The sequence below is a fragment of the Streptomyces phaeoluteigriseus genome, assembly GCF_001896135.2.
Lineage (GTDB): Bacteria > Actinomycetota > Actinomycetes > Streptomycetales > Streptomycetaceae > Streptomyces > Streptomyces phaeoluteigriseus.
Map to the genome: position 1 here is coordinate 341,175 of NZ_MPOH02000017.1, position 26,309 is coordinate 367,483.

A 26,309-nucleotide genomic window follows, 5' to 3' on the forward strand; every position below is an offset into this window, starting at 1 on the left:
CCCCGCCAAGCCGCCCCCCCGCGGTGGGCGCCAGGTGGGGTGCTGTGCTGCCGGGCGTCGGTCCGCCGCCCGCCCGGCTGTCCGGTCGGGCGGTCGCCGCACCGGCACCGGCCGGACCCCCGCCGTGCGCGCGCGGCCCGCAGGGGGCAGATTTGGTTGCCTGGGATGGTGCGGCCGGGCGAGGAGGTGGTCGCCGTGTCCGACGAGCAGCTGTCCGGCCGGGCGCCCGGGGACCCGGCCGGCCGGTCGATGCTGGCCCCGGCGTTGACGGCGATGATGGACGCCGTCGGGGCGCACTCCGGCGCGGTCTACCTGCTGCCGGACGACGAGCCGGTGCTGGAGATGGCGGTGATGGCGGGACTGCCGCGGTCGTTCGCGGCGCCCTGGCAGCGGGTGGGCGTCGGCGCGCCGATCCCGATCGCGCGCGCGGTGCGTGAGCGGCGGTTGGTGTGGGTGGGCGGCGAGGAGGAGATGGCCCGCTCCTATCCGCGGATCGCCGTGGTCCTGCCGTACCCGTTCGCGCTGGCCGCGCTGCCGCTGGCGACCGGCTCGAAGGTGTACGGCGCGGTCTTCGTGACCTGGCCCGGCTCGCACCCGCCGGAGCTGTCCGACCGGGAACGGCACGAGCTGCAGGCGGCCTGTGAGCGGCTGGCGCTGCGGCTGGAGCGGGCCGCCGCCGAGAACCGTCCGGTGCGCGGCGAGAGCGATCCGCTGGACACGCGGCCGGCCGCCGCCGACACGCTGGGCACGGTGGAGGCGGCGCGGCTGGTGGCCCGGCTGCCGTACGGGCTGTGTTCGCTGGACCTGTCGGGGCGGGTGGGGTTCGCCAACGCCGCCGCGGCCGACCTGCTCGGGGTCCCGGTCGGCGAGCTGCTGGGCACCCACCTGTGGGCGTCGGTGCCCTGGCTGGCCGACCCGATGTACGAGGAGCGCTACCGGGCCGCGCTGATCAGCCAGCACGTCACGTCGTTCGTGGCGCTGCGCCCGCCCTCGGCCTGGCTGTCCTTCCGGCTGTACCCCAGCACCACCGGGATCAGTGTGCGGGTGGTCCGGGCCCGGGCGGTGTCGGTGACGAGCCCGGCCGGTACGGAGGGCGACGACGCCCCGCCCCGGCTGGTGTCGATGTCGCAGGCGCTGAGCCTGGCCGGGGCGCTCACCGAGACGGTGAGCGTGCAGGACGTGGTGCGGCTGGTGGCCGAGGAGATCGCGCCGGCCGTGGGCAGCGGGGCCCTGGCGCTGCTCGGGTCGCGGGCGGGCCGACTGCACGTCCTGGGACACCACGGCTACCCCGACCCGCACCTGGTGGAGCGGTTCGACGGGATGCCGCTGGCCTCCCCCACCCCCGGCACGCACGCCGTCACCCACGGCGTGCCCGCGTTCTTCGACTCCCGCCGCCAACTGGAGCACCTCTACCCGGCGCGGCACGCCACCCCCGACGGCTTCGCGGCCTGGGCCTACCTGCCGCTGATCGCCTCGGGCCGCCCGGTCGGCGTCTGCGTGCTGGCCTATGCCGAGCCGCACAGCTTCTCCACGCACGAACGCGCCGTCCTGACCAGCCTGGCCGGGCTGATCGCGCAGGCCCTGGACCGGGCCCTGCTGTACGACGCCAAGCACCGGCTCGCGCACGGCCTCCAGGCCGCCCTGCTCCCCCACTCGCTGCCGTCGCTGCCCGGCATCGAGGCGAGCGCCCGCTATCTGCCGGCCACCCGGGGCATGGAGATCGGCGGCGACTTCTACGACCTGGTGCCCTCGCGTCCGCTGCCGGCGGCGGTGATCGGGGACGTACAGGGGCACAACGTGACGGCGGCCGGGCTGATGGGGCAACTCCGCACCGCCGTGAGGGCGTACACGACCGTGGGGCAGGGACCGGCCGAGGTGATGCGCAGCACCAACCGGCTGATGATCGACCTGGGCACGGAGCTGTTCGCCAGTTGCCTGTATCTGCGGCTGGACCCGGCGCACGGTCGCGCGGTGATGGCGCGGGCCGGGCATCCGCCGCCCCTGCTGCGGCGGCCGGACGGACGGGTGCGGGTCCTCGACCTGGCCGGCGGCCCGCTGCTGGGCATCGACGCGGAGGCGACGTATCCGACCACGGAGATCACGCTGTCGCCCGGCTGCGTACTCGCCCTCTACACCGACGGGTTGATCGAGTCGCCGGGCGTGGACATCGAGGACGCGGTGGCGGACCTGGGGCGGCGGCTGGGCGAGGCGGGCGATCTGCCGCTGGAGGCGCTGGCCGACGAGCTGGTGGGGCACTACGCGGCTGCGGAGGAGCGGATCGACGACGTGGCGCTGCTGTTGCTGCGGGCCTCGTCGGCGCGGGACCGGGGCTGACGCGCCGTCAACGGCCGGGCTCCGGGGAAACACGGACGGTCCGGCCCTCCCGCCGGAGGACCGGACGTGGCACCGGCCGGACGGGTGGGTACGTCCGGCGGTGGTACGGGGTGAGCTGTGCGGACGGTGTGTCAGTGGGTCTCGGTCAGCCCCGAGTCGTCCTGGACGCCGTCACCGTTCTGGTCCTCGGCACCGGCTGCTCCGCCTGCGTCCTGACCGGTGTCCTCCTGACCTGCCTCCTCGCCGCGCCGGCCTCGCCGCCGACCTCCTGGCCGCCGACCTCTTCAGCGGCACCTTCACCGGCGCCTTCACCGGCGCCCGCGTCGGCACCTTCACCGGCGCCCGCTCCGGCCTCCTCGCCGCCGACGCCGTCCTCGGCGCCGACACCCTCGTCGGCACCCGCGCCGGCTCCGGCCCCGGCGTCGCCGAGGGTGGCGCCGACCGCTTCCAGGGCGGTGGTGACCGGCTGGAAGAAGGTCTCACCGCCGACCGTGCAGTCGCCGCTGCCGCCGGAGGTCAGGCCGAGCGCGAGGCCGTCCTGGGTGAACAGCGAGCCGCCGCTGTCGCCGGGCTCGGCGCAGACGTCGGTCTGGATGAGGCCCGTGACGGTGCCCTCGGGGTAGTTGACGGTGGCGTCGAGGCCGAGGATCTGCCCGTCGGCGAGACCGGTGGTGCTGCCCATCCGGAAGACCTGGGTGCCGACGGTCGCGTCGGCGGCCTGGGAGATCTGTACGGTCCGGTCGCCGAGGTCGACCTCGCTCGGGGCGACCGTGGCCGGGTCGTCGTACTTCACGAGTGCGAAGTCGCCCTCGCCCGGGAAGACCGCCTGGTCGACGGTGGCGATGGGCTCGCCGGCCTCGGAGTCGGACCAGGCCTCGGCCGCGACGCCGCAGTGACCGGCCGTCAGGAAGGCCGGGGAGCCGTCGCCCGCGGTGACGTTGAAGCCGAGGGAGCAGCGCGCTCCGCCGGCGAAGATGGCGTCACCGCCGGAGGCGAAGGTCTTGAAGGTGCCGGCCGACTTCTTGATGGTCGCGGTCCCGGCACCGAGGTTCTGGACGGTGGACTCCAGCCGGTCCCACTTGCCGCCGGTCACCGTGGAGTCGGCGGTGACGAGGATCTTGTTGGTCCGCGGGTCGACCGCCCAGGAGGTGCCCGGGATGGTCGCGTCGGCCTTGAGGGTCTGCGCGGCGGCCTTGAGTTCGGCCGTGCTGTTCTCGACCTCGCGTACCTTCGCGCCGGCCTTCTTGGCCTGGACGATGACGTTGTTCTGGTCACCGGAGACGTCGACGACGTTGACGACGAGCTGGTTCTTGCCGGTGTCGAAGTAGGAGCCCGCGAAGGCGTCGCCGAGCAGGTTCTGCAGCTGCGAGGCGAGGTCCGAGGCGTCCGCCGCCTTCATGGTCCTCGGCGCCGCGGCGGCCGTGTCGCCGGCGTCCTGGGAGGCGTTGGCGTGGGGCAGCAGGAGTGCCGCCGCTCCGAGCGCCGCGACACCGCCCACCGCTATCGCGGCCTTGCGCTTCGGAATTCGCTTGTGACTCAAAAAACTCGACCTCCTGGGGGGACGGGGTCCGGCTGCCGGGGGCGGCAGCTCCGTACAGCGGCGCCTGGTTGGCCATCAGTACGCAGGGGGTGCGGGGTGCGTTCAATCGCGTTTGCCGGCTTCCTTTGCGAAACCGTGAATCGGCCATGACCGGAGTCCGGGGCCGTCGGCCGGGGAACAATCGCCCATATGACGATGACGACCACCGAAGCCGACAAGATCCTTTCCGACTCTTTCGCGCCCTGGGTGCGCGCGCTGGGCCTGTCCGTGGAGGCGCTGGGGGACGACCGGGCGATTCTGCGTCTGCCCTGGTCGACGGAGTTGGCGCGGGAGGGCGGTGGGCTGTCGGGGCAGGCGTTGATGGCGGCCGCGGACACCGCGACGGTGATCGCCGTCTCGGCGGCCCGGGGGGCCTTCGTGCCGATGACGACGGTGCAGCAGTCGACGTCCTTCCAGCGCGCGGTGACCGATTCGGATGTCCTGATCCAGGCGGTGCTGACGAAGCTGGGCCGCCGGATGGCGTTCGCCGACGTCACGATGACGGCCGAGCGCTCGGGTGAACTCGCCGCACGGGCGAGCACCGTCTACGCCCTCCTGGGCTGATACCGACGGTGACCGGTCACTGACGGACCGTTCGGATCGGAGAGCGGAATCCCTGCTTCAGGGAATCTGCACACCGATTGCCCAAGCGGGTCACGGGACACCGGGCTTCTGCACAACCGCGCGTCCCCGCCGCGCCATTGGGACCGGTGTGTCGGATTCGCCGCGAGGGCGTGCGCCGCTCATCGGAGCGATCTCGGCCCGAGGTGTGAAGAAGTCGCCGACAAGGCGTGGCCGCGCCTGCACGCTTTGACTCTCCCGTGACGCAAGTGCCCTGGTGGGGCCGGTGATTGATTGGAAGCGTCGGCGGCGGACCTGCTTTGATCCAACGCATCGCGGGGCCCGCCGGGGCTTTACGGAAACGGGCCTTCGGCGCCCGCGGTCGCGGCCGTCATCTGTCCCCAGAGGGGGCCGCTCCCCCCTTGTGAGATATCCATATGAAGGGAAGTTCCCCCATGAACTCCACCCCCCAGGTCGAGACCGTCGAGATCGCCGACGCCGACCTCGACAACGTCTCCGGTGGCCTGTCCGTGCACGCCCTCGGCACCGTCACCGGCCTGGTGGACGGCATCGCCCCGGTCTCCGGCCTGGTCGACACGGTCGTCGGCACCGTCGAGGGTGCGACCGGCCTGAGCACCGCCCCGGTCACCAACCTGGTCGCCGGTCTCTGATCGCGCCCTTGTGACCCTTTGAGTCCCGGAGCCGTCACCCGGTTCCGGGACTCCTCGGTGCCGCGCGACCCCCGGCCCGGCCCCGTGCAACCCCGGCTCGCTCCCGTGAACCCCCGAGTCGGTGCCGTGAACCCCCGAGGGAAGTCCCGTGCAGTTCCGCCAACAGGCCCTCACCAAGCTCCAGTCACCCGAGGAACTCGACCTGCCGGTGCGCTTCGCCCGCCCCCAGGGCTGGCTGGTGCTCTCCGTGACCGTGGTCGTCATGGCCGCCGCGTCCGTGTGGGCGGTGACCGGTTCGGTCGCCTCCACGGTGAGCGCGCCCGCCGTCCTCACCCACGGCGAGGGCAGCTACATCCTCCAGAGTCCCGCCGCCGGCCAGGTCACCGCGGTCCTCGCGAAGGAGGGTGAGCGGCTGCCCGCCGGCTCCCCCGTGCTGAAGGTGCGTACCGCCGACGGCGAGACCGTGGTGCGCACGGTCGCCGCCGGCCGGATCACCGCGCTCGCCGCCACCATCGGTCAGATCATCGCCACCGGCGCGAACGTCGCCGCCGTGGAGAAGGTCGCGCGGGCCGACGACCCGCTCTACGCGACGGTGTACGTCCCGGCGGAGAACGCGGCCTCCGTCCCGGTCGACGCGGCCGTCGACCTGACCGTGCAGACCGTGCCGTCGCAGCGGTACGGCGTGCTGCGCGGCCATGTGAAGTCGGTGGACCGCACGGCCCGGTCGGCCCAGCAGATCTCCGCGTTCCTCGGCGACAGCCAACTGGGCGAACAGTTCACCGAGGAGGGCCGCCCGGTCGCGGTCCTGGTCCGCCTCGACCGCTCCTCGGCCACGGAGAGCGGCTACAGGTGGTCGTCGGCCGACGGACCGCCGTACGCGCTCACCTCCATGACCATGGCCACCGCCTCGATCCGGCTGGCCGACCAGCGTCCCCTCGATTGGCTGCTTCCGTGACCGCGACCGAGACCCGCGGCAGACGGCGGGCCGCGCCGCCCAGGCGTGCGGTCCCCAAGAGCCGGGTGAAGACCGTCCGCACGCCCACCGTGCTCCAGATGGAGGCCGTGGAGTGCGGGGCCGCCTCCCTCGCCATGGTCCTCGGCCACCACGGCCGGCACGTCCCGCTGGAAGAACTGCGCATCGCGTGCGGGGTCTCGCGGGACGGCTCGCGCGCGAGCAACCTCCTGAAGGCGGCCCGCGGTTACGGCCTGACCGCCAAGGGGATGCAGATGGACCTGGCGGCCCTCGCCGAGGTGAGGTCGCCCGCGATCCTGTTCTGGGAGTTCAACCACTACGTCGTCTACGAGGGCCTCGGCCGGCGCCTCGGCCGCCGGGGTGTGTTCGTCAACGACCCCGCCAAGGGCCGCCGGTTCGTGCCGATGGAGGACTTCGACGGCAGCTTCACCGGCGTGGTGCTGGTGCTGGAGCCCGGGGCGGACTTCGAGCGCGGCGGGCGCAGGCCGGGTGTGCTGGGCGCGATGCCGTCCCGGCTGCGGGGCACCGCGGGCACCCTGCCGGCCGCCGTGCTGGCGAGCCTGCTGCTGGTCGTGGTGGGCGCGGCCGTCCCGGCACTGAGCCGGACCTACATCGACATGTTCCTGATCGGCGGTCAGACCTCCTTGCTGGAGGTGCTTTTCGCGTCGATGGGCACCTGCGTGCTGCTCACCGTCGCACTGACCTGGCTCCAGCAGGCCAACCTGCACCACGGCCGGATCATCTCCTCGACGCTGTCCAGCGCCCGCTTCCTGCGCCATCTGCTGCGGCTGCCGGTCACCTTCTTCTCCCAGCGCAGCCCGGCCGACCTGGTGCAGCGCCTCCAGTCGAACGACGCGGTGGCCGAGACCCTGGCCCGCGACCTCGCGTCGGCGGGCGTGGACGCGGTGGTCGTCGTCCTGTACGCGGTCCTCCTCTACACCTACGACCCGCAGCTGACGTTCGTCGGCATCGGCGTGGCCCTGCTGAACCTGGTCGCGATGCGCGTGGTGATCCGGATGCGCGCGACCCGCACGGCGAAGCTGCGCGCGGACAACGCACGGCTGACCAACACGGCGTACACCGGGCTCCAGTTGATCGAGACGATGAAGGCGACCGGCGGTGAGGACGGCTACTTCCGCAAGTGGGCCGGGCAGCACGCCACCACGCTGGAGGAGCAGCAGCGGCTCGGGGTGCCCGGCGCCTGGCTGGGCGTGGTCGCGCCGACGCTGGCCACCGTCAACAGCGCGCTGATCCTGTGGATCGGCGGGATGCGGGCGATCGAGGGCGCCATCTCGGTGGGTCTGCTGGTCGCCTTCCAGGCGCTGGTCGCCCGTTTCACCGCCCCGCTGACCCGGCTGAACGGTGTGGCGGGCCGCATCCAGGACTTCGCGGCGGACGTGGCCCGGCTGAAGGACGTGGAGAACTTCCGGGCCGACCCGCTCTACGACCGCCGCTCCGGCGGCGACGCCACCCGCCGGCTGCACGGCCATGTCGAGCTGGAGAACATCGGCTTCGGTTACAGCCCACTCGACAAACCGCTGCTGACCGGCTTCGACCTGAGTGTCGGGCCGGGGCAGCAGGTCGCGCTGGTGGGCGGCTCGGGCAGCGGCAAGTCGACGGTGTCCCGGCTGATCTCGGGCCTGTACGCGCCGTGGGAGGGCGTGATCCGCATCGACGGACAGCGGCTGGAGGACATCTCGCGCGGGGCCCTCGCCGCCTCGGTCTCCTTCGTCGACCAGGAGGTGTTCCTCTTCGAGGGCACGGTCCGCGACAACGTGGCGCTGTGGGACCCCTCCGTCCCGGACGAGGCGGTGGTGGAGGCCCTGCGGGACGCGCCCTGTACGACCTCGTCGTGCGGCGGCCCGGCGGCATCCACAGCCGGGTCGAGCAGGACGGCCGCAACTTCTCCGGCGGTCAGCGCCAACGCCTGGAGATCGCACGGGCGTTGGTGCGCCGGCCCAGCATCCTGGTGCTGGACGAGGTGACCAGCGCGCTGGACGCGGAGACCGAGCAGGTCGTCATGGACAACCTGCGCCGACGCGGCTGCGCCTGCGTGGTCATCGCGCACCGGCTCAGCACGGTCCGCGACAGCGACGAGATCGTCGTCCTCGAACACGGCACGGTCGTGGAGCGCGGACGGCACGAGGACCTTCTCGCACGCGGTGGGGCGTACGCGGCGCTGGTCAGGGAGCGGTGAGATGACGGCCGTACACGAAGGCGACGTCGTCCTCTCGGCGTTGGGGCGGACGGGCACCCGGGTCGACTGCGCCGGGGTCGGCCGGCTGGACCTCGAGGGTCCGCAGGTGCTGTGGCTGGTCGCCTCCGGCGCGCTGGACCTGTTCGCGGTGGACGCGGAACAGCGGGGCCACTGGCACCACCTGGGCCGGCTGGAGGCGGGCTCGCTGCTGCTCGGCCCGGTCGCCGGGCCCCGGCACACCCTGGTGGCCCGCCCCCTGCGCGACTGCGTGGTCCACCGCGTCGGCCTGCGCGAGCTGTACCAGCCCGCGAGCACCCAGACCTGGTCCTACGACGAGTACGGCAACCCCCTGTACGTGCCGCCCGCGTCGAGCCCGCTGGAGTACGCCCTCGCCCTCGGCGTCGGCCGCGGACTGTCCGTCCTCTTCCAGGCCCCGATGGCCGGCGAGCGGCCCGCCGAGGACGGGGATGCCCCCCGCGCTCGTCCGTTCGAGCGTGGGGGACGACGACGTGTTCTGGATGCAGGTCCCGCCGGGCAGCGTCCAGTACGGCTCGCTGTACGGCGCGGAGGCCGCCGCCGACCTGCTGATGGACCCGGCGGTGTGGCAGTCCATGGTCGACCAGCAGTACCGCCTGCTGACCACCCTCGACCGCTGGATCGAGCAGTTGGAGCACACCCACGAGACGCGCACGGCCGCCGGCATCAAGGCCGGTGAGGCGGTGCGCGCCCAGGCCGACCGGACGCTGCTGGCGTCGATCGGCCGCAAGGCGGGGCCGCGCGCGACGGCCGCGGACGCGGACGCCACGTTCGCCGCCTGCAAGCTGGTCGCGGGGGCCGCCGGCATCGCCCTCGTCGAGCCGACCCGGACGGCGCCGGCAACGACCGTCTGGACCCCGTCGAGCAGATCGCGCTCGCCTCCCGCGTGCGCACCCGCGCCGTACGACTGGACGGCCGCTGGTGGCGCGACGACGTCGGCCCGCTGGTCGCACACCGGGCGCTGTCCGGGGCGCCGGTCGCGCTGCTGTGGCGGCGCGGCGGCTATGTCGCCGTCCATCCCACGACCGGCCGCGAGACGCCGGTGGAGAAGGCCAACGCGGAGGAGTTCGAGCCGCGGGCCGTCATGTTCTACCGCCCGCTGCCCGAGCGGCCGCTCGGCCCGCTCGGGCTGCTGCGGTTCAGCATGCGGGGCACCGGCCGCGACCTGACGAACCTGCTGCTCGGCGGGCTCGTCACGGTGGCGATCGGCGCGCTGGTGCCGGTCGCGACCGGCAAGGTGCTCGGCGAGTACGTGCCGCGGGCCCAGCAGGGGCTGATCGAGCAGGTGTGTCTGGCCGTCCTGGTCAGCGCCGTGGTGGCGGCGGCCTTCATGCTCCTCCAGAACATGACCATCCTGCGGCTGGAGGGCCGGATCGAGGCGACACTCCAGCCGGCCGTCTGGGACCGGCTGCTGAGGCTGCCGACGAAGTTCTTCGCCGAACGCTCCACGGGTGAGCTGGCGAGCGCTGCCATGGGCATCAGCGCCATCCGCCGACTGCTGGCGGGCCTCGGCCCGTCGGTCGCTCAGTCCGTCACCATCGGCGCCGTGAACCTCGGCCTGCTGCTCTGGTACAGCGTGCCGATGGCGCTGGCCGCGATCGGGATGCTCGTCGTCGTCGCCGCCGTGTTCCTGGGGCTGGGGCTGTGGCAGGTGCGCTGGCAGCGCAGGCTGGTGGTGCTCTCCAACAAGCTGAACAACCAGGCGTTCCAGACCCTGCGGGGCCTGCCCAAGCTGCGCGTCGCCGCCGCCGAGAACTACGCGTACGCCGCCTGGGCCGGCCAGTTCGCCCGCAGCCGGGAACTCCAGCAGCGGCTCGGCCGGATCAAGAACCTCTCCACGGTGCTGGGCGCGGTCCATCTGCCGCTGTGCTCCCTGGCGATGTTCATGCTGCTGGCCGGTCCGGCGCGCGGCACGCTGTCGGCGGCGGACTTCCTCACCTTCAACACGTCGATGACGATGCTGCTGACCTCGGTGACCTCGCTGACCGGCGCGTTCGTGTCGGTGGTGGCCGCGCTGCCGCTGTTCGAGGAGATCCGGCCGGTACTGGAGGCGACCCCGGAGGTGCGGGCGGCGAGCACCCGGCCGGGGCCGCTGTCCGGCGCGGTCGAGGCCCGCCGGCTGTCGTTCCGCTACTCCGACGACGGCCCGCTCGTCCTGGACGACGTGTCCTTCGAGGTGCGGCCGGGCGAGTTCGTGGCGATCGTCGGGCCCAGCGGCTGCGGCAAGTCGACCCTGCTGCGCCTGCTCATCGGCTTCGACCGCCCGGTGTCGGGCAGTGTGCTCTACGACGGTCAGGACCTGGCCGCCCTCGACCAGTCGGCCGTACGCCGGCAGTGCGGGGTGGTCCTCCAGCACGCCCAGCCCTTCACCGGGTCGATCCTGGACGTCATCTGCGGCACCGGGTCCTACCCGCCCGAGGAGGCGATGGCGGCGGCCGAGATGGCGGGGCTCGCGGAGGACATCAAGCGGATGCCGATGGGCCTGCACACGATCGTCTCGGGCAGCGGCTCGGTCTCGGGCGGTCAGCGTCAGCGGCTGATGATCGCCCAGGCGCTCATCCGGCGCCCGCGGATCCTCTTCTTCGACGAGGCGACCAGCGCCCTGGACAACGAGACCCAGCGCACGGTCATCGACAGCACCCGCAAGCTCGACGCCACCCGCGTCGTCATCGCCCACCGGCTGTCCACGGTGCTGGACGCGACCGGGTCGTGGTGATGGAGAACGGCAAGGTCGCCGAGCAGGGCCCGCCGTCCCGGCTGCTCGCGGACCCGGCCGGCCGGCTGCACGAACTGGTGCGGCGGCAGCTGGCCTGAGGGGTCGGGGGGCGCCGGTCCGTGGAAGTCGTGCACCGCCGAGTGACGGAAGTCGTATACCGCCGGTGACGTAGGGACCGCCTCCGCCGGGTACTCGACCGGCCATGAGAATGAGCGTGCTGGACGTGGGATCCAACGCCGTGCGGCTGGTGGTGGCGGACGCGCAGGACGGCGTACCGCTGCCGGTGCACACGGCCAAGTGGCGGCTGCGGCTGTCCGAGCAGGTCAAGCCGGGTGAGCCGATACCCGGCGAGGCGATCGAGAAGATGGCCGACGCGGTGGCCGCAGCGAACCGTACGGCGGCCCGGTGGGGCGCGACGAGCCCGCTGGCCTTCGCCACCGCCATGGTGCGCAACGCCCCGAACCGACGGGAGGTGCTGCGCACTGTCACCTCGCACACCGGTGTGCCGCTGTGCACCCTGCCGGGCGAGGTGGAGGCCGAGCTGACGTTCCTCGGCGCGCGGCGGTGGATGGGCTGGCGGGCGGGACCGCTCGCGCTCATGGACATCGGCGGCGGCTCGTTCGAGGTGGCGTTCGGTCGGGGTCGGCTGCCGGACTTCGTGGCCTGCCTGCCGCTCGGGGCCGGCCGGCTGACCCACGAGTTCTTCGCGGACCAGGACCCGCCGCCCCCGGAGCGGGTGCGCGAGCTGCGCCGCAAGGTCCGCCACCAGCTCCGGGACGTGGCCGCCCGGATCCGCTGGGAGGGTCCGCGCACGGCGGTGGTCACCTCCCGTACGTTCCAGCAGCTGGCCCGGCTGTGCGGGGCGCCGCCCGGCCGCCAGGGCCCGTTCGTCGCCCGCACGCTGGAGTGCGCCGCCCTGGGCGAGGCGGTGACCCGGCTGGCGGAGTTGCCGGCCGCCGAGCGGGCCGAGCTGCCCGGCATCTCCGCACCGCGCGCCGCGCAGAGCCTGGCCGGCGCGGTGGTCGGGCACACGGCGATGAAGCTGATCGGCCTGAAGACGGTCACCGTCTGCCCGTGGGCGATCCGCGAGGGCGTCCTGCTGCGGCACATCGAGGACGGAGCGTCGTGGTGGGCGGAGGTCTCCCGGCTCTCCGAGGAGTCGGCGCCGCCCGAGCCGGTGCCGCTGCGCGTGGCGACCTCCCCCACCCACTGACACCCCCTGACCTGGCCGGGCACCGAGAGAAAGGGAGCCGTCCGTGTCGGAGAACGCCGAGCACCCCGAGGACCGACAGGAGTACAAGGAGCACAAGGAGTACAAGGAGCACACGGACGCGAAGGCGGACCGGCAGGACCGGCAGGACCGGCAGGACCGGCAGGACCGGCAGGACCGTCCCCGGACCGCGCTCGAAGAGGTGATGCGAGAGATCGAGGAGGCCGAGCGCCGCACCGACGAGGAACGGGAGGCGCGGCGCGGCCGGGGCGAGGCCGGCGAGGCCGTCACCCCGAACACGCGCGCCCAGGAGGAGTCCCACGGGGAGTGAGGCTGGGGCCGGTGCCGGCGGCTCAGCCGGGCGGCGCCCCCAGGGGCCGCTCGGCGAGCGCCCGCGCGACCCCGGCCAGGTCGGCGGCCATGGCCCGCCCGGTGCTGTGCGACCAGTCCGCGGCCCCGCTCCTCGTCGAGGTGGTCGGGCCCGGCTCCGGCTCCCAGGTGCCAGTACGTCCACGCCTGGCCGGCAATGGTGTAGCCGATGCCGGCGAGCGCGCCCGAGACCTCGCTGATGACAGGGGTCCGAGGACCCCTTGAGCGTGCAGTTGACCACTGGGTGCCTTCATCGGTCCGGAGTACCCCGTCGGGCCACGGTCCGGAGTCCCCCCGGTCGGGCCGGGTCCACCCGGGGGGGGGATGGCACCCGATCCGCGGGGTACCCGGCGCGCATGGCATACGAAGAACCACGGCTCCCGGACGCCCGCGGGCCCCTGTCCGCGGGCGTCGGGGAGTATCTGCTGGGCACGGGCCCGCTGCCGTCCGCCCGGACGGTCGCGGCGGCGCCCGCGTACGGCGACGACCTCCAGCTGGCCCTGTACGTCTGCTACGAGCTGCACTACCGCGGCTTCGCCGGAGTGAGCCCCGACGTCGAGTGGGACCCCGAGCTGCTGCGGCTGCGCGCCGCACTGGAGCAGCGTTTCCTGACCGCCCTGCGCGCCGACACCCCGGTCCACGACAGCGTCGAGGACGCCCTCGCCGAGCTGCTCGTCGAGCCGGTGGAGGGCGACGGCGTCTCCCACTTCCTGCGTGACAAGGGCGAGTTGTGGCAGCTGCGCGAGTACGCGGCCCTGCGCTCCCTGTACCACCTGAAGGAGGCCGACCCGCACGCCTGGGTGCTGCCCCGGCTGTGGGGACGGGCCAAGGCGGCGATGGCGGCGGTGGAGTTCGACGAGTACGGTGGCGGCCGCCCCGACCGGATGCACTCCCGCCTGTTCGCGGACCTGATGACGGACCTGGACCTGGACACCACGTACGGCCGCTACCTGGACGCCGCGTGCGCCGAGACGCTGGCCACGGTCAACCTGATGTCCCTGTTCGGTCTGCACCGCGGTCTGCGCGGCGCGCTGGTCGGGCATTTCGCCACCGTGGAGATCACCTCCTCGCCCGGCTCCCGGCGGCTCGCGGAGGCGATGCGCCGCACGGGCGCCGGGTCCGCCGCCGAGTACTTCTACGACGAGCACGTGGAGGCCGACGCCGTCCACGAGCAGGTCGTACGGCACGACGTCATCGGCGGTCTGCTCGACGAGGAGCCGCAGCTCGCCCCCGATGTCGTGTTCGGTGTCGGTGCCACCGTCCTGCTGGAGGACCGGCTGGCCGCACGGCTGCTCGGGGAGTGGCGTGCCGGACGCACCGCCCTGCGCACCCCCCTCACGCCGCACGCTTTCCCGACTTCCGAAAAAGACCATATTTCTTGATTGTCGGGGTACTTGGTCGGCGTGAATCCCTTGGTACTTCCGGGCGTCTACGCCCCTCAGGAGGACACCGACCTGCTGGCCGGGGCGCTGTCCGAGGAATCTCTGCCGCCGGGCTCCGACGTCCTCGACGTGGGTACCGGCTCCGGCGCGCTGGCCCTGGAGGCGGCGCGCCGCGGGACCCGTGTGACCGCCGTCGACGTGTCCCGGCGGGCCGTGTACGCCGCCCGCTGGAACGCATGGCGGGCGGGCCTGTCGGTGCGTGTGCTGCGCGGGAACCTCTTCGATCCGGTGCGGGGCCAGACCTTCGACCTGATCCTGGCCAACCCGCCGTACGTGCCGGCCCCGAACGGCGGCCGGGCGCGCGCGGACCGGCCCGCGCCTGGGACGCGGGCGGCGACGGCAGGCTGGTGCTGGACCGGATCTGCCGGGAGGTACCGGGGCTGCTGCGGCCGGGCGGGGTGCTGCTGCTGGTGCACTCCGCACTGAGCGATCCGGACCGGACCGTCGGACATCTGCGCGCGGCGGGGATGAAGGCGTCCGTGACGCGGCGCGCCGCATTCCGTTCGGCCCGGTACTGCGTTCCCGGGAGGAGTGGCTGCGGCGGCGGGGGCTGCTGTCCCGCGGCGAGAACGACGAGGAACTGGTGGTGGTCCGTGCCGAACTCCCCCGCTGACCGGCCCCGCCGGATCAGTGTGCAGCGCAAGGGGCCCCTGCTCGTGGAGGGGCCCGTCGAGGTGGAGCTGGAGGACGGTTCCACGGTCACCTCCGACCGCTTCCAGGTCGCCCTGTGCACGTGCCGGCGCAGCCGCCGCTATCCGTGGTGCGACACCAGCCATCGCGACCGGGCCTGACTTCCGCCTCGCGACGGTTGCCGCCGCGCACATGCCAGGGACCGGCGGGCGGCCCCACTCCGCCCGGCCGGCCCCTGGTCGCGGGATCGCCGTGGTTTTCCGTGTCAGTGGCTCGCACTCCCCACGTCACGAGCCGTTCGCATTGCCCACGGAGCCACGCGACCCCGGTCTAGAACGCGAAGAGGGCACTCCCGGAGGAGTTCTTCACGCAGTCGTTGGAGAAGGTCCGCTCGTAGGAGACGCGCTTGCCCTGCCACACGCCGTCGACGGTGACGACGACGGGGTCGTACTCCCTGGTGCACAGCGCGTCACCCGGGTCGGCCAGTACCTCGAAGTCACCGCGGACCGACCGCAGTTCGGCACAGGCCAGGGCGGCCGCGGGGTGACTGCCGGAGGGGCCCGGCGCACAGGTGAGGGTGACGGCACGGGCCGGGCTGACGGCGGCGGCGCTCTCTCCGTGCCCGAGGGTCAGCACCAGGGCCGACGGGGCGTAGAGCGAGGCCGGGGCGGCCGGGGCGGCGAGCGCGGACCCGGTCAGGGTCCCGCAGACAGAGGCGGCCGTGAGGCCGAGGGTCGCTGCCCAGCGCGCGGTGTTCCGCATTGTGTGCATCCTTCCGCTCGATTCGGTGTGCCGGTCCGACTCGGTCGGTGTCGAACGCGGCGAGCGCGAGTCTGCCGAGTCCGCCGCCGAAACTCACATCGACCCCATGGGTTTCGGTAACCTTGCGTGTTGAATCAGTGGCGCGAAGTCACGGAATTCGAACGTTCCAACCCCCTGGGCAAGCGCTTCATGATCCCTTTCCGGGCCGAAGTGACCTGTTTGCATAGGCTCGTTAATAGTCCGGAAACATGTCGCGTCCCCGCCCGCCCGCGCTCGCCGGCCCCTGTTCGCTCCTCGCCCACCCGTCGGTATGGTCGCCGTGGAGCGCGGCTCGACGACGAGAGGCGGGGCGTGAGGATGGCCAGGCACTGGGCGGACTTCCAGTACGAGATCTATCTGAACGGGATGACGGGCGCGGTTCCCCGGCTGCCCACCGACCTGAGCCGGCTGGAGGAGCTGACCGAGAGGCGGCTCGGCCCCGGGCCGGTCGGCTATGTGGCGGGCGGCGCGGGTGACGGCAGTACCGCGCGCGCCAACCGGGCGGCCCTGGAACGGCGCCGGATCGTGCCGCGGATGCTGCGGGACGTGCACGCGCGCGACCTGTCGGTGGAGGTGCTCGGCCGCTCCCTGCCCGCGCCGGTGGCGCTGGCGCCCGTGGGCGTGCTGTCGATCATGCATCCGGGGGCCGAGGCGGCCGCGGCCCGCGCCGCCGCCGCGCAGGGTGTGCCGTTCGTCCTGTCGTCGGCGTCGAGCACGCCGATGGAGGAGGTCGCGGCGGCGATGGGGGACGCCGAGCGCTGGTTCCAGCTGTACTGGTCCAAGGACCGTGAGGTGGCGCGGAGTTTCCTGGGCCGGGCGCGGGCGGCCGGTTTCTCGGTGCTGGTGGTCACCCTGGACACGCCGCTGCTCGCCTGGCGGCCGCGTGACCTCGACCGGGCGTACCTGCCGTTCCTGCACGGGGTGGGCACCGCGAACTACTTCACCGATCCGGCGTTCCGGGCGGGCCTGGCCAGGCCGGTGCAGGAGGATCCGAACGCGGCGGTGATGCACTTCGTCAACCTGTTCTCGGACCCCGGCAACACCTGGCCCGACCTGGCGTTCCTGCGCGAGCACTGGGACGGTCCCATCGTGCTGAAGGGCGTTCTGCACCCGGACGACGCCCGGCTGGCCGCCGACGCCGGGATGGACGGCGTGGTGGTCTCCAACCACGGCGGCCGGCAGGTGGCGGGTTCGGTCGCCGCCGCGGACGCGCTGCCGCGGGTCGCGGCGGCGGTCGGCGACCGGCTGACCGTGCTGTTCGACAGCGGGGTGCGCAGCGGCGACGACGTCTTCAAGGCGCTCGCGCTCGGTGCCCGCGCGGTGCTGCTGGGCCGGCCGTACGTGTACGGCCTGGGCCTGGACGGACAGCCCGGCGTGGAGCATGTGATCCGCTGTCTGCTCGCCGAGCTGGACCTCACGCTGGCCCTGTCCGGTCATGCCGGCCCGGGGACCGTCGGCCCGGCGGACCTGGAGGAGACCACCGGGTGACGGCCGGATGACGGCCGGACCGGGCGCTCCTCAGGCGGTGCGGTCCGACAGTTCGACCGGGCGCGCCGGTGGCGGCTCGGTGCCGGTGATCGACAGCGAGCCGGTACCGGCCGGGGGCACGTCGGACTGCCAGCGCTGTCCGGTGGAGCGGTCGCGGACCTTGACGACGATGTCGGCGCCGGGATCCGTACCGGCCGGGGCGAGGGCGAGGGACTCGTTCCAGCGGGGCAGCAACTCCCCCTGCGCGGTGAGGTCGTAGCGGACGTCGTCGGCGCGCGGGGCACCGGCCTCCACGCACGTCTCCAGGATGACCACGCCGGCGTCCGCGTGCGCGTCCACGCACAGCTGGGGCTCGCCCAGGCTGCGCAACAGTCCGTCCTCCTCGTACGACCACTGCTGGGACCGGTCGTCGGAGCAGTCCGCCAGTTCGAGGGGGGCGCCCGCCTTCGCCGCACCGCGGATGTCCAGGCACAGGTCGGCGGCGAGGTTGCGCAGCCGGGTCTCCCGCGGGGCGTTGGGGAGGTGGGCGGTGTCAGGGCCCGAGGGGACGGTGGGGGCGGCCGGGGAGCCGGCGCCGGAGGAGGCCGTGCCGCCGGTGGCGGGGGAGGCGGCCGGGTCGGCGGTGCCGTCGTCGGTCCACAGGACGGCGGCGAGCAGCGTGGTCAGCAGACCGGCCCCGGCGAGGCCGACGCCGGTGGCCAGAGCCCTCGGGGAGCGCGGGCCGGCACCGGGTTCGCGGCGGCCGGGGCGAGGGCATGCGCGCCAGCAGGCCACCGGCACGGCGGGTGCCGCGCGGGCGGCCGCCGCGGTGCCGGGCGGAGCCGCGCAGGCCCGCGGTCCGCTGGGCGGCGCGGCCGGGCCGCGATTCGACGTACCGGCGGGCTCCCCAGCCGAGCACCGCCTCGGCGAGCAGGACCCCCAGATCCCCCTCGAAGTGGCCGAGTTGCTCCGCCGCGGCACGGCAGTAGCGGCAGGCGTCCAGGTGCCGGCGGACATCGGGCAGGAGGTCGCCGCCGCGGCCTATGGGGACGTCGAGGAGCCGGTTGTAGAACCGGCATTCCTTGCTGGGCGCGAGGTCCCGGTGGGCGCGGACGCATCCCTCGCGGAGCTTCTGGCGGGCCTGTTCACGGACGGCGGCCACGGTGTCGGTGTCCATGCCGAGCAGACCGGCGGCGACGGTGATCGGCTCGGCCTCGACCTCGGCGTGCCACAGCACGCAGCGGGCGACGGGGGGCAGGCCCTGGAAGGCCCGTTCGGCGAGCAGCCGGTTCTCCGGGGTCATGGACTTGGCGGCCCGCATCCCCCGGGCCCCGGCCGGTTTGCCCAGGTCCGGCAGGACGCCGGACAGGTCGTCGTCGGCGGCCCACTGACGGACCGTGTCGCGCACGGTGACCAGGAGGCGGGGGCGCAGCGCGGTGCCCGGCTCGCCCAGCTTCAGCCGGTCGAGGACCTGGTGGAAGGCCGCGGTGGTGACCATGGCGGCGATTCCGGTGGAGGAGGCGAGGCAGATCACCGCGTAGTCGTGCACCGGCTGCCAGTGCCGCGCGATGAGGAGCGCGGTGGACTGGGCCACCTCGCCGTCCGTCCCACTGCGCGTCCCCGCGGCGAGGGACTCGTCGGATTCACCGGGTCCCGAGCCGGGCGGGGGGTAGGGAGGGCGAGGGGGCTGGGGGGTGAGCACTGTGCGGCTTCCTTCGGTACGTACCTGTCCGGCGCAGCGGGGGCGCGCGTTCACCTCCGCCGGCGAACACGGGACGCCCGGCCCCGGCCCCCGCACGAGTGGCTCACCATCGCACAACCGAGTCGCGCACAACAAGCCACCGAGGTTTCCCGGCCACTGTTGAAAGTCTGTCGACAAGCGGCGCCCGATTCGCCCCGCCCGCACCGCATTTGACCCTCCCCCGGTCCCCCCTCAGTGTCCGTACCCCGTGCGAAGCGAGCGCCCCGTGTGAAGCGAGCGCACGCGGCGGTGCCGCGCACACGTTCCCCGCGTGCGCGGCGCGTAGTGGACTGGGGTCGGCCCTTCCTCGGAGGCCACGCGCGGGACGGCGGCTCTCCCTGCGCGAAACGGCCGCCGGCCCTGTTCCTCCCGCCCTCGGCCGGCGGCCCGGGAAGGCCCCTTCCTCAGATCTGCCAGGACCGCAGCCGGTCGGCCGCGCCGTAGATGTCGGTCTTGCCGTCGATCAGGTCGCGGGTCAGGTCGACGAGAGCGCCGTAGGGCGGGTCGATGCCGACGCCGCTGACGAACATGTACGCCACCGCCGTCGCGCTGGCGAAGCGGGCGTTGGCCGAGGGCAGGGGCTTGAGCAGTGCCAGGGTGTGCAGCAGCGCGGCGGCCCGCCAGGCCGGGTCGGAGTCCACGCCGAGCCGCGGTGGGTCGACCCGGTGGCGGGCGACGGCGGCGACGAGCGCGGAGAAGTCGTTGATGGTCGGCTGGTCCGGCAGGACCTCTTCGTGGCGCTGGAGCAGCCAGGGCACGTCGATGTGGATGACAGGTGTCATCGGTCAGGCGACCCGCCCCTCACCCTTGACCGGCGGTTCGTCGTCGGGGAAGGCCGCGGCGAACTCGTCGGCGTGGGTGGCGAAGAACCTGCGGAAGGCCTCCGCTCCCTCCTGGAGCGCCCGGTGCCTGGCTATGTCCGCGGCCGCGGCCTCCCTGACGAGCGCCTTCATCGACGTACCGCGTTCCTTGGCGATCTGCCGCAGGTCCTCCAGCTCGCGATCGCTGAACTCCACATTGAGGGCTGGCATGTCCTTCACGGTACCGCTCGGGTACTTACTCGTAAATATCCCCTGGTCAAAGTGGCGGGGGGACGGTACCGAACGGTGTCCGAGCGTCCTGCCACCGATCACTTCCCGGCAGACTCGGACACCGTTCGGTCACGGCCGTCCACTCCCGGGCCGCTACCCCTGGTCGGCCACGAAGGAGGCCATCCGGGCCAGGGCGGCGTTCCAGTTGATCGCCGTCTCGTTCGTCGACCAGGACTGGATGTCGTCGATGTAGCAGAACTGCCCGACACAGCCCTTCAGTTTGGCCTGCGCGAGGGGGTCCTGGATGCTGGAGTTCGGGCCGCCCGCGAGCGTGCCGTCCGGCGGGCCCGGCAGGCTGGGGTCGAGCTGGCGGGCGTACCAGCGGCTGTGCAGCTGCTGGGCGGCGACGTCGCCGTAGCCGGTGACGTAGGAGATGTTCAGCGCGTTGCGGCCGAGGATGTTGTCCATCGCCTGGACGGCTCCGTCGCGGTACTTCGAGGCGCCGGTGATGTCGTAGGCGGTGGCGATGACCACGGCGTTGTTGAGGACCTGGTGGGCGGAGCCCCAGTCGTAGCGGTTGTCCTCGGGCGCGTACGGCATGCCGTACGCCTGGTCGCGCAGGGTGGCGAGGTAGGTGTCGGCGCCCGTGACGACCGAGCGGCGCACCTTGTCGCGGCCGGGCAGCCTGCTGGGGACGGTCGCGAGGTCGAGGCGGGCCGCGGCGGCGGTGCGGGACCAGTCGAAGCCCCTGGGGACGAAGACGTCGGCCGTGTGCACCGGGGAGTTCAGGACGTGCTCGGCGAACCGCCGCTCCCCGGTGGTGAGATACAGCTCGGCTGCCGCCCAGTAGAACTCGTCGCGCACGTCGTCGTCGTTGTAGGCACCGCCGCCGGTGCCGTCGGCCGGGTCGGCGTACACGGCGGGGTGGGCGAGGGCGGCCGTCCACGCCGTGCGGGCGGCGGTCAGCGCGCGGGCGGCGAAGGCCTTGTCGTAGGGCTTGTACAGGCGGGCGGCCTGCGCGGCCGTCGCGGCCAGGTTGAGGGTCGCGGCGGTGGTCGGCGGGTGCAGCTCACGCTTTTGCGGGTCGTCGCTCGGCAGCAGCGGCAGGCCGGTCCACTGCTCGTCGTGGACCTTGTGATGGACCATTCCGGCGAGGGTCTGCCCCTCCGGCACCTGCATCCTCAGCAGGAACTCCAGTTCCCAGCGGGCCTCGTCGAGCACGTCCGGCACCTTGTTGCCGCTCTCGGGGAGCGCGAGGGTGCCGTCGCCGAGCTTCGCCGGGTCGCCGGTGCGGGCCGTCAGCGCGCGCTCGTGGGTGCTGAGCAGCTCCCAGGCGGCGATGCCGCCGTTGACGACGTACTTGCCGTGGTCGCCCGCGTCGTACCAGCCGCCGGAGACGTCGAGGGTGTAGTCGCACACGCCGGGCTGGCAGGGCACGGAGGTGTCGCCCTGGTTGGGGGCGACGCCGAGGTGTCCGGCGGCCCTGCCGTAGCCCGGCCGCAGGTCGTCGCGGATCGCGATGCCGCTGCGCTGCGGGTAGAAGTACTTGACCGCGTCCCGGCGGAGCCGCTCGTAGCTCTCCGTGCCGATGTCGAAGGGGTGGCTGATCTCGCCGTCGACGGCCAGCGTGAGGCCGGTGCCACGGGTGCGGTGGGCGCCGAAGTCGACGGAGTGGACGTTCTGCCCGGAGGACACGTCGAGGCCGCGCGGCACGGTCCAGCCGCGGGCGACGGTCGCGCCGGAGGCGTTGCGCAGCTCCCAGGGCAGCTTCTCGGTGGCGTCCGTGACGAGGGTGGCGTTCTTCGGCCCGGCGGGCAGATAGCCGACCTGGTTGACGCGCACCCGCGGCCCGGTGTCGGGCTCGTACACCTCCGGCGGCACGCCGCCCAGCAGGGACACGTCGTCCAGGCAGAACCGCCAGGGGTCGGCGCTCCCGCCGACCTGGAAGGCGACCTGACCCTCGGCGGAGTCGACCGGCGAGGTGAAGGTGTAGGAGTACGACCCGGCAGCCTCGCCCAGCACCGGGCTCGCCTCCTGCCAGGTCTCGTACGGCGCGACGGACTGGCCGACGATCGCCCGTACGACATGCCCCTCGGGCACGCCGGACGCCGCGAAGGAGAACCGGTACGTCTCCCCCTTCACCAGGGTGATGCCGTCCTGGCCGACGGCTGAGTCCCAGCGGTTGACGGTGCCGCCCGGCACGTCCGCGCACAGCCGGCCCTCGGACGCGGCGGCGGTGACGTTGGTGGACCACCACGCGTCGGCGCCGGTGTCGAAGGTGCCGTTCCTGATCTGCTCGGTCTCCTCGGCCCCGGCCTGCTGCGCGGGCAGCGCGGTGAGGGCCGCGCCCAGCAGTGCCGCCAGGGACAGCAGGGTGGTTCTGCGTCGTTTCACGTGAGGGCTCCTCCGGGAGGTGCGGGAACGCTCCGGGCGGGAGCACTGCTATGGGAGCGCTCCCAAAGGCGGTCGGAGGACATGTTTGTTGCAGTCATGACACCCCGTCAACGGTCCGGACGGGACGGCTTGGCCGTGGTGGCCGCCGCACCGCCCGGACCCTGCCGGTCCCTACGCCTCCAACCTGCTGATCCTGACCGCTCCTTGGACCTCGCCCGGCCGGCTGCTCGTCAGGGTGAGCCGCGGCCGGGAGCCGCGGACCGCGTCGAAGGTGACCACCGCCGACGCGTCGAAGGTGACCACCGCCGGCCGGTCCGAGGTGTCCGCCCACGCGACGGCCGCGCCCGTGACGGGCGCCCAGCGCTCCCCGTCGCCGACCTCGACCAGGATCGCCGCGGGCAGGCTGTGCGCGGCAGCGGTCGTGAAGGACACCTCCACCCGGTCGATGGTCCGGGTCCGCCCCAGTCCACCGACACCCGGTCCTCGGGGCGGGCCTGGCTGAAGGCGGAGGCGGGCAGCAGGGCGGTGGCCACCTTGACGAAGGCGTCGGACCAGCCGGTGGCAGGGTCGCCGTCCAGCATCGCGGCCGGCAGGGTGTCGGTCCGACCCGAGTAACCGGCGTCGGCGTACGGGTGGTCCGGGAGCGCGGGAAGGTCCGGCGGCGTACGGGTGGTCCGGGAGCGCGGGGTCCGGCGCGAAGGCAGCCGCAGGGGTCGTCGCCTCCGTGCCGGCGTGGACGGTGCGCACGGTGACGGTGCTCTTGCGCAGCCCGCCCACCCGGGCCGTCGCCTCGGATTCACCAGCACGAAGCGCCGGCCGTCGCGCAGGGCGACGACGCGTCGGCCGGAGACGCTCGCCGCGGCCTCCGCGGCCTCGGCCGGCGGGGTGCCGAGGAGCGCGCCCGCGGCGGGCGCGGTGGCGGAGGCGAGCAGGCGCCCGCGGCAGGTGCGGTGGCGGCGGCGGAGGCGAGCAGGACCGATCTGCGAGTGACCGTCATGGCGGCTCTCCCTCATCAGGAACCAGAAGTGCTCGCAACTGAACGTCACCGAACAGAATCTGACGCCGTGCCACTTCGGCCCGTGAAGGGGGCGGTCGCACCCTTCTGCCCCACGCGCCCCCCGCGCCGGAATTCGGCCTGTTCGCGCACCCGGCCGCCCGGAAGGGGGGCGGCCCTCCGTTCTCCTCCGTGCCGACGCCACAAGCACTAAGGTGGAACGGAAGTGGCTTGCCCGTTCACTGTGAGTGTCCGCGATGGAGTGGGGACGATGACCTCGGACGACCCGTTCGACGACGCCACGACGGCGCGAGCGGTCATTGACGAGGACGGCACGCTGGCCGAATGGAGCGAGGGTGCCCGCCGCCTGCTGGGCCATCGCTCCTCCGACGTGGTCGGCGGACCGGCCGCCGTCCTGCTGGCCGACGGCGCCATCGCCGGACCGCCCGGCCCCGACGAGGAACGCTGGAGCGGCACCCTCGCGCTGCGCCACCGCGACGGCCACACCGTGTCCGTATGGGTGTTCGCCCACCGTCGGCGGCCGCCGGACGGCGGCCCGGCCACCTGGCTCGCCGTGACACCTCTGCACGCCGGGTTCCCGGACCCGCAGGACGACGACCTGATGCGCCTGGCGCTCGTCCAGTCCCCCTGCGCCACCATGATCTTCGACGACCGGCTGCGCCTGCGCGGGGTCAACGACGCCATGGCGGAGCTGGTCGAACTGCCCCCGGCCCGGATCCGCGGCCTGCGGGCCACCGACCTCGGCGACCGGCCGCAGAACGCGGAGATCGAGACGTACATGCGCCGGGTCCTCGCCACCGGCGAGCGCCAGGAGATGCAGACCGTCATGAAGGCCCCGGGCGAGCAGCGGGCACACGCCTGGCTGGCCCGGATCGCACCGCTCACCGACGCCTCGGGACGGGTCCGGGGCATCTGCGTGACCGCCCACGACTTCAGCGAGCACTTCCTCGCGCGCGAGCGGCTCCAGCTGGTCAACGAGGCGAGTGTGCGCATCGGCAGCACCCTCGACGTCACCCGCACGGCCCAGGAACTGGCGGAGGTGTGCGTGCCCGCGCTGGCCGACTTCGTCAGCGTCGACCTGCTCGACCCCCAGGAGCACGGCGCCGAGGCCACCGGCCCGCTGACCGCGCCCGTCCAGCTGCGGCGCGCCGCCCACCACTCGGTCAACCCCGGCTCCCCCGAGGCCGTGTGCAAGCCGGGCCAGGTGGACAGCTACCCCGCCGGCTCCCCGCAGGCCGGCTCACTGATCGCGGGCCGTACCGTCGCGACCGAGATGTCGGTCGACGACATCGAGGCGTGGCGCTCCTGGGACGAGCGGCGGGTCCAGCTGGCCCGCGAGTACGGCACCCACTCCACGATGTCCGTCCCCCTCCAGGCCCGCGGCACCACGCTCGGTGTGGTCGTCTTCTCCCGGTTCCGGCGGCCGGAGTCGTTCTCGCCCGACGACGTGCTGCTGGCCGAGGAGCTGACGGCCCGCGCCGCCGTCTGCATCGACAACGCCCGCCGCTACTCCCGCGAGCGCGAGACCGCCCTGGCCCTCCAGCGCAGCCTCCTGCCCCGCACCCTGCCCTACACCGCCGCCGTCGACGCCGCCTCCCGCTATCTGCCGGCCGCCCGCGCCGGGGTCGGCGGCGACTGGTTCGACGTGATCCCGTTGTCCGGGATGCGGGTCGCGATGGTCGTGGGGGACGTCGTGGGGCACGGCATCCAGGCCTCGGCCACCATGGGCCGGCTGCGCACCGCCGTGCGCACCCTCGCCGACATCGACCTCGCGCCCGACGAACTGCTCACCCACCTCGACGACCTCGTGGTCCGGCTCTCCGAGGAGGCCGGCGGGGAAGGCAGCCCCGGGGAGGTCGGCGCGACCTGCCTGTACGCGGTGTACGACCCGGTCTCACGACGCTGCACGCTGGCCCGGGCCGGGCATCCCCCGCCCGTGCTGCTGCCCCCGCACGGCGAGCCACGCGGAGTCGAGCTGCCCGCGGGGCCCCCGCTGGGCCTGGGCGGACTGCCGTTCGAGTCGACCGAGCTGGAGGTCGCCGAGGGCTCCGTGCTGGCCTTCTACACCGACGGTCTGATCGAGTCCCGGGAGCGGGACGTCGACGCCGGTCACCGGATGCTGCGCGAGGCGCTGGCGGCGGACACGGACTCCCTCGACGAGACCTGTGACCGGGTGCTGCACTCGCTGCTCCCGCAGGGCGGGGCCGCCGACGACGTGGCCCTGCTGCTCGCCCGCACCCGGGGGCTGCCCGCCTCGCAGGTCGCCACCTGGGACATTCCGGCGGACCCCGCGCTGGTCGCCCCGATCCGCAAGCAGGTCGTCGAGCAGCTCGCGCGCTGGGAGCTGAGCGAGCACTCGTTCACGGCGGAGCTGGTGGTGAGCGAGCTGGTCACCAACGCCATCCGGTACGGCGCCCGCCCCATCCGGTTGCGGCTGATCCATGACGCGACCACGCTGATCTGCGAGGTCTCGGACAACAGCCACACCGCGCCGCATCTACGCCGGGCGAAGACCTTCGACGAGGGCGGCCGGGGACTGCTGCTGGTCGCCCAGCTCACCCAGCGGTGGGGCAGCCGACACACGGCGGACGGCAAGACGATCTGGGCGGAGCTGGGACTGCTCGCGGACGACTAGAACGCGTTTCGAAAGTGGCGTCGCCTAGTAGAACGCGTTTCGAGAGCGGCGTCGTCTGCCCGATGGGCAGGCCGGGCGGCGTCCGTGCGCGCGATCGCAAGACGCAGGGTCGTCCCGGTGCCGGGTGTGTCGGGGCGTTCGAAACCCGCCCTGGGCGCGGTCGCGGGTGTCGGCCGTGCCGCGGCGGGCACCCGCCAGGGGTGGCTGCCCCCGCACGTGACGCGACATTCGGAGGGCGGAGCGATGGAACATGCGGCCGTGACGGATACGGGTCCGACGGACGCGGGTCCGACGGACAAGGGCCTGCCGCGCTCGTCGCGGGGTCGGCGTTCCGCCGTTGTGGCGGCCGGTGTCATGGCGTGCTCGGCGGCGTGAGCGCCTGCGGCGGCGGGGGTGCGCGGGATGGCGGCTCCGCGTCCGTCTCCGCTTCCCCCTCTCCCGTGTCCGCCTCCTCCGCGTCGGCGACGTCCACGGCGCCGGCCGTCGCGACCACCGCCCCCTCCCCCG

16 protein-coding genes and 5 pseudogenes are annotated in these 26,309 nt (G+C 73.5%); 13 read left to right on the top strand and 8 right to left on the bottom strand.

Going from position 1 to position 26,309, the window contains the following annotated elements; genetic code table 11:
* Positions 1 to 186 precede the first annotated feature (186 nt).
* Complete coding sequence (locus tag BM536_RS29040; RefSeq protein ID WP_245873861.1) at positions 187 to 2,334, top strand: SpoIIE family protein phosphatase; 2,148 nt, start codon at positions 187 to 189, stop codon at positions 2,332 to 2,334.
* 145 nt (positions 2,335 to 2,479) lie between these two features.
* Here BM536_RS29040 and BM536_RS29045 read toward each other — a convergent pair whose 3' ends face one another.
* Positions 2,480 to 3,874 (bottom strand): S1 family peptidase, encoded by a 1,395-nt coding sequence (locus tag BM536_RS29045; RefSeq protein WP_094103692.1) that lies wholly within the window; start codon positions 3,872 to 3,874, stop codon positions 2,480 to 2,482.
* A 189-nt stretch (positions 3,875 to 4,063) separates the two neighbouring features.
* Here BM536_RS29045 and BM536_RS29050 point away from each other — a divergent pair, with 189 nt between their 5' ends.
* The 7 genes and pseudogenes from BM536_RS29050 (at position 4,064) to BM536_RS44085 (ending at position 12,608) form a co-directional block, all read left to right on the top strand.
* A complete protein-coding gene (locus BM536_RS29050) occupies positions 4,064 to 4,477 on the top strand; it encodes a PaaI family thioesterase (protein ID WP_073495706.1) in 414 nt (137 codons plus the stop codon).
* A 452-nt stretch (positions 4,478 to 4,929) separates the two neighbouring features.
* Positions 4,930 to 5,145 carry a hypothetical protein gene (locus BM536_RS29055; protein ID WP_073495709.1) on the top strand — a complete coding sequence of 72 codons (216 nt, stop codon included), beginning with the start codon at positions 4,930 to 4,932 and terminating at the stop codon, positions 5,143 to 5,145.
* Positions 5,146 to 5,293: 148 nt separating this feature from the next.
* Positions 5,294 to 6,100, top strand: a complete 807-nt coding sequence (locus BM536_RS29060) for an HlyD family efflux transporter periplasmic adaptor subunit (protein WP_073495712.1) — start codon at positions 5,294 to 5,296, stop codon at positions 6,098 to 6,100.
* 98 nt (positions 6,101 to 6,198) lie between these two features.
* Positions 6,199 to 8,315, top strand: a pseudogene (locus BM536_RS29065) (NHLP family bacteriocin export ABC transporter peptidase/permease/ATPase subunit).
* Position 8,316: 1 nt separating this feature from the next.
* Positions 8,317 to 11,165, top strand: a pseudogene (locus BM536_RS29070) (NHLP bacteriocin export ABC transporter permease/ATPase subunit).
* Positions 11,166 to 11,269: 104 nt separating this feature from the next.
* The gene (locus BM536_RS29075; protein WP_094103693.1) at positions 11,270 to 12,280 is read left to right on the top strand and encodes a Ppx/GppA family phosphatase; all 1,011 of its coding nucleotides are present in this window, start codon (positions 11,270 to 11,272) and stop codon (positions 12,278 to 12,280) included.
* Between the two features lie 43 nt (positions 12,281 to 12,323).
* On the top strand, positions 12,324 to 12,608 hold the full coding sequence (locus BM536_RS44085; protein WP_073495718.1) for a hypothetical protein: 285 nt from the start codon (positions 12,324 to 12,326) through the stop codon (positions 12,606 to 12,608).
* A gap of 22 nt (positions 12,609 to 12,630) precedes the next feature.
* Here BM536_RS44085 and BM536_RS43310 read toward each other — a convergent pair.
* Positions 12,631 to 12,850, bottom strand: a pseudogene (locus BM536_RS43310) (flavodoxin family protein); the annotation flags it as partial.
* Positions 12,851 to 13,002: 152 nt separating this feature from the next.
* Here BM536_RS43310 and BM536_RS29090 point away from each other — a divergent pair.
* The 3 genes and pseudogenes from BM536_RS29090 to BM536_RS29100 all read left to right on the top strand — a co-directional run bounded on the left by BM536_RS29090 (position 13,003) and on the right by BM536_RS29100 (position 14,879).
* Complete coding sequence (locus BM536_RS29090; protein WP_094103694.1) at positions 13,003 to 14,028, top strand: iron-containing redox enzyme family protein; 1,026 nt, start codon at positions 13,003 to 13,005, stop codon at positions 14,026 to 14,028.
* A gap of 21 nt (positions 14,029 to 14,049) precedes the next feature.
* Positions 14,050 to 14,701, top strand: a pseudogene (locus BM536_RS29095) (HemK2/MTQ2 family protein methyltransferase).
* Positions 14,682 to 14,879, top strand: coding sequence for a CDGSH iron-sulfur domain-containing protein (locus BM536_RS29100; protein ID WP_073495721.1), 198 nt, complete (start codon positions 14,682 to 14,684; stop codon positions 14,877 to 14,879). Before BM536_RS29095 ends, BM536_RS29100 begins: the two are co-directional and overlap by 20 nt.
* Before the next feature lie 169 nt (positions 14,880 to 15,048).
* On the opposite strand, the gene BM536_RS29105 is transcribed toward BM536_RS29100, so the two are convergent.
* On the bottom strand, positions 15,049 to 15,480 hold the full coding sequence (locus BM536_RS29105; protein ID WP_073495724.1) for a subtilase-type protease inhibitor: 432 nt from the start codon (positions 15,478 to 15,480) through the stop codon (positions 15,049 to 15,051).
* Positions 15,481 to 15,837: 357 nt separating this feature from the next.
* Here BM536_RS29105 and BM536_RS29110 point away from each other — a divergent pair, with 357 nt between their 5' ends.
* On the top strand, positions 15,838 to 17,007 hold the full coding sequence (locus tag BM536_RS29110; RefSeq protein WP_094103695.1) for a lactate 2-monooxygenase: 1,170 nt from the start codon (positions 15,838 to 15,840) through the stop codon (positions 17,005 to 17,007).
* A gap of 30 nt (positions 17,008 to 17,037) precedes the next feature.
* Here BM536_RS29110 and BM536_RS29115 read toward each other — a convergent pair.
* The 5 genes and pseudogenes from BM536_RS29115 to BM536_RS44435 all read right to left on the bottom strand — a co-directional run bounded on the left by BM536_RS29115 (position 17,038) and on the right by BM536_RS44435 (position 22,590).
* Positions 17,038 to 18,688, bottom strand: a pseudogene (locus BM536_RS29115) (ricin-type beta-trefoil lectin domain protein).
* Between the two features lie 443 nt (positions 18,689 to 19,131).
* A complete protein-coding gene (locus BM536_RS29120) occupies positions 19,132 to 19,509 on the bottom strand; it encodes a toxin Doc (RefSeq protein ID WP_073495727.1) in 378 nt (125 codons plus the stop codon).
* 3 nt (positions 19,510 to 19,512) lie between these two features.
* Entirely contained in the window at positions 19,513 to 19,758 is a 246-nt protein-coding gene (locus tag BM536_RS29125; RefSeq protein WP_073495742.1) for a hypothetical protein, read from the bottom strand.
* A gap of 153 nt (positions 19,759 to 19,911) precedes the next feature.
* Complete coding sequence (locus BM536_RS29130; RefSeq protein WP_073495730.1) at positions 19,912 to 22,152, bottom strand: glycoside hydrolase family 9 protein; 2,241 nt, start codon at positions 22,150 to 22,152, stop codon at positions 19,912 to 19,914.
* 171 nt (positions 22,153 to 22,323) lie between these two features.
* Positions 22,324 to 22,590 carry a hypothetical protein gene (locus BM536_RS44435; protein ID WP_073495733.1) on the bottom strand — a complete coding sequence of 89 codons (267 nt, stop codon included), beginning with the start codon at positions 22,588 to 22,590 and terminating at the stop codon, positions 22,324 to 22,326.
* A gap of 827 nt (positions 22,591 to 23,417) precedes the next feature.
* On the opposite strand from BM536_RS44435, the gene BM536_RS29140 reads away from it, so the two are divergent.
* Positions 23,418 to 25,802 (top strand): SpoIIE family protein phosphatase, encoded by a 2,385-nt coding sequence (locus BM536_RS29140; RefSeq protein ID WP_073495736.1) that lies wholly within the window; start codon positions 23,418 to 23,420, stop codon positions 25,800 to 25,802.
* Positions 25,803 to 26,309 lie beyond the last annotated feature (507 nt).